The following is a 3985-nucleotide window of genomic DNA, read 5'->3' as shown; positions in this document are numbered from 1 at the left end:
TCCAATTCGATCGGGCTGGCCCGCGTCATCGAGGCGCTGGGCGAATCACAGTCAGGGGCTGCGGAGACATGATGCCATGATCAAGCTGCTGGCCGATTATGCGGGCTATGAAGGCCTGTTCAACATCTTCCGCTACATCACCTTCCGGGCGATTGCGGCGCTGATGACCAGCCTGGCCATCGCGCTGGTGCTGGGGCCCCGCTTTATCGACATGCTGCGCGCCAAGCAGGGCAAGGGCCAGCCGATCCGCGAGGACGGGCCGGAATGGCACCTGCTCACCAAGCGCGGCACCCCCACCATGGGCGGCCTGCTCATCCTGATCGGCATGACCATCTCCACCTTGATGTGGATGGATTTGGGCAATGGCTTTGTGTGGGCCAGCTTGGCTGTCACGCTGGGTTTTGGCGCCATCGGTTTCATGGACGATTTCGACAAGGTGACCAAGCAGAGCCACAAGGGCGTTTCCGGCCGGACCCGGCTGGCCATGGAGTTCCTGATTGCCGGCCTGGCCTGTTCGTGGATTGCCAGCCGCACCGGCTTCACCCTTTATCTGCCGTTCCTGAAGGACGCCGGCCTATATCTGGGCCTGTTCTATATCGCGTTTGCCGCCTTCATCGTGACGGGTTTCGGCAACGCAGTGAACCTCACCGATGGGCTGGATGGCCTCGCCACCATGCCGGTGATCATCGCGGCAGCGGCCTTTGCGGTGATTGCCTATCTGGTCGGCAATATCCGTTTTTCGGATTATCTCGGCATCCATCATGTGCCCGGTTCCGGCGAACTGGCGGTGTTCTGCGCGGCGTTGATCGGGGCGTGTCTGGGCTTCCTGTGGTTCAACGCGCCGCCGGCGATGGTGTTCATGGGCGACACCGGCAGCCTGGCGCTGGGCGGCGCACTCGGCACCATCGCGGTGATCACCAATCACGAACTGGTGCTGCTGGTGATCGGCGGGCTGTTCGTGCTCGAAACGCTTTCAGTCATCATTCAGGTTGTCAGCTTCAAAACGACGGGCAAGCGCGTGTTCCGTATGGCACCACTGCACCATCATTTCGAAAAGAAAGGTTGGCAAGAATCGACCGTGGTGATCCGCTTCTGGATCATCGCCATCCTGCTCGCCTTGGCGGGCCTGGCGACACTGAAACTTCGGTGACCGCCATGTTCGTCAGCAGCGTCCTCCTCCTTGAACCTGCATACCCCGCACTGCGTGTGCTGCTGCGTAACCGTAGCGCACGGGGGGGGAGGACGCTGCACCGGTGATCACCTCGCCCGCCTTTGCTCAGCTGTGCTGGGGCGTGCTGGGCCTGGCCCGCACCGGCCGTGCCGTGGCCGCCGCGCTGGCCGCATCGGGCGGCGAGGTGTGGGCTTGGGACGACGGCGAAGCGGCAAGGGCGGCGTTTGAGGGCAAACTGGTCGATCTGAACACGGCTGATCTGACCGGGCTGGCGGGCATCGTGGTTTCACCCGGTGTGCCGCATTCAGCACCGATTTTCGCCGCTGCCGCCCGCCATGGCGTACCAGTGATCGGCGATACCGAGCTGTTTGCCATGACCCGCCCCCAGGCGCGCGTGGTCGGCATCACCGGCACCAACGGCAAATCGACCACCACGGCGCTGCTGCATCATCTGTGCACGACCGCCGGCATCCCCTCGGCGATGGGCGGCAACATCGGGCTGCCGATCATGGCGCAGGACGCCCTGCCCGCAAGCGGTGTGTGGGTGCTCGAATTGTCGAGCTACCAGCTCGACATCACCCACAGCCTGGCCTGCGATGTCGCCATCCTCACAAACATCACGCCCGACCATCTCGAACGCCACGGCACAATGGCCGGCTACGCCGCCGCCAAGGCGCGGCTGTTTGCCATGCAGAAGCCCGGCAGCACCGCCATTGTTGGCCGCGCCGCCCAGGCCGCGTGGACGCTGGCTTCGGGGCCGGTGCTGTTCATCGAGGATGTGGCGCTGCCATCACCGCAAAGCGACTGGCCGGCGCTGAAGGGCCCGCACAATCTGGAAAATGCCCGCGCCGCCATTGCTGCCGCCCGCGCGCTCGGCATCGCCGACGATCTGATCGCGCGCGGCCTTGCCACCTATCAGGCGCTGGCCCACCGCATGGAGCCGGTGGGCGAAAAGCGCGGCCTGCTGTGGGTGAACGACAGCAAGGCCACCAACGCCGACAGCACGGCACCGGCGCTGACCGCCTATCCGCGCCTTCATTGGATTGCCGGTGGCCGGCCCAAACTGGATGCCAGTGGCAAGGCCGATCTGTCGGCGATCCTGCCGCATCTGGGGGGCATCGTGGGCGCCTATCTGATTGGCGAAGCCGCACCGATGTTTGCCGAACAATTGCAGGGCCGGGTGCCGGTCACAAGTTCGGGCACGCTGGCGCAGGCCGTGGCCGATGTGCTGGCCGGAGCGACCGCGGGTGACGTCGTGCTGTTCAGCCCGGCGGCCGCCAGTTTTGATCAGTTCAAGGATTTTGAAGACCGCGGCGCTGCCTTTCGGGCAGCGGTTGCGGCATTGTGAGGGGGACGGCGTTGACAGGCAACAGGCGCAGCAACACCGGACGCACATTGAGCGCCGCGCTCACCCGCGGCGACCGTTCCAGTTTTGGCCGCTGGTTCTGGACCATCGACAAGACGCTGCTGGTCATCATCTTCACGCTGATCGCCGCCGGCATCGTGGCCGTGGCGGCCGCTTCGCCCGCCGCCGCGCGCCGGCTTTCGGGCACCAATCTGCGGCTGGATGATCTGTATTTCCTCTATCGCCAATTGGGCTGGGTGGCGCTGGGCCTGCCGCTGATGCTGGCCACGTCGATGCTGGATATCCGCATGCTCAAGCGGCTGGCCGTGCTGGGCACATTGGGTTGCCTGGTGGCCTTGCTGCTGGTGCCGTTCATCGGCGGCGGCACCAACGGCGCGGCGCGCTGGATTCAGCTGCCCGGCTTTCAGTTCCAGCCGTCGGAGTTCTTCAAGCCCTGCTTCATCGTCACCACCGCCTGGCTGCTCAGCCTGAAAGTGGAAGATCGCAGCCTGCCCACCATGCAGATGAGCATGGGGATATTGGGCGTGGCGGTGATCTGCCTGATCGCCCAGCCCGATGTCGGCCAATCGGCGCTGATTTCGGCAGTGTGGCTCACGCAAGCCATGCTGGCCGGCCTGTCGCTCACCATCGTCGGCGCGCTGGCCGGCGTGGGCCTGGTTGGGCTGGTCGCGGCCTATTTCACCCTCGATCACTTTGCCGCCCGTATCGACAAATGGGTGCTGGGTACCGGTGACACGTTCCAGATCGACAAGGCGCTGGATTGCTTCCGCGCCGGTGGCTGGCTGGGCACCGGGCCGGGCGAAGGCCGCATGAAATTCCGCCTGCCCGAAGCGCAGACCGATTATATCTTTTCCGTCATCGGTGAAGAATTTGGCCTGATCGCCTGCTTCATGCTGGCCGGCCTGTTCATGGGCCTGGTCGTGCGCGCGCTACTGGTGGCCATGGATGAAGAAGATCCGTTCGTGTTCCTCGCTACCGCTGGCCTTGCAGCGCAGTTCGGCTTTCAGGCGGCGATCAACATGATGGTCAATCTGGCACTGCTGCCGTCCAAGGGCATGACCCTGCCGTTCATCAGCCACGGCGGCTCCTCTTATCTGGCCATCTGTGTTGGCGCCGGCCTGTTGTTGGCACTGACCCGCTGCAATCCGTTCCTGAAGGGCCAGCCCTGGGCGCGGCCGCCCGGCAGCTTGCGCGCCGCATGACCGACAATCCCCGCCAGATGACCCCAAGTCCCGGCGGCACCTATGTGCTGTGCGCCGGCGGCACTGGCGGCCATATGGTGCCGGCGCATTGCCTGGCGCTGGAACTGATGGCGCGCGGCCACAAGGTGCATCTGGTGACGGACGAGCGCGGGCTCAGGTTCCCCGGCCTGTTCCCCGGCGTGCCGGTGACCAAGGTTGACGCCGCCTCCACCGGCCGCAGCGGCTGGCGTTCACTGCCGCAAGTGG

General features: G+C 65.1%; 4 protein-coding genes. All 4 read left to right on the top strand.

Annotated features, from left to right (window positions below; genetic code table 11):
- Positions 1-76 precede the first annotated feature (76 nt).
- A complete protein-coding gene (gene mraY / locus RMO81_RS10010; RefSeq protein WP_310475706.1) occupies positions 77-1150 on the top strand; it encodes a phospho-N-acetylmuramoyl-pentapeptide-transferase in 1074 nt (357 codons plus the stop codon).
- Positions 1151-1253: 103 nt separating this feature from the next.
- Positions 1254-2519: a UDP-N-acetylmuramoyl-L-alanine--D-glutamate ligase gene (murD, locus tag RMO81_RS10005; RefSeq protein WP_310475705.1), complete on the top strand. Its 1266-nt coding sequence runs from the start codon at positions 1254-1256 to the stop codon at positions 2517-2519.
- 11 nt (positions 2520-2530) lie between these two features.
- A complete protein-coding gene (locus RMO81_RS10000; protein WP_310475704.1) occupies positions 2531-3739 on the top strand; it encodes a putative peptidoglycan glycosyltransferase FtsW in 1209 nt (402 codons plus the stop codon).
- Positions 3736-3985 (top strand): glycosyltransferase (locus RMO81_RS09995; protein WP_409049605.1); only part of this gene is annotated, 250 nt, incomplete at its 3' end. The genes RMO81_RS10000 and RMO81_RS09995, both read left to right, overlap by 4 nt.

The sequence above is a fragment of the Sandarakinorhabdus sp. genome, assembly GCF_031422795.1.
Classification (GTDB): Bacteria; Pseudomonadota; Alphaproteobacteria; order Sphingomonadales; family Sphingomonadaceae; genus Sandarakinorhabdus.
Note: the sequence above shows the minus strand (reverse complement) of the source record. Positions and strands in the feature narration are given on the sequence as shown.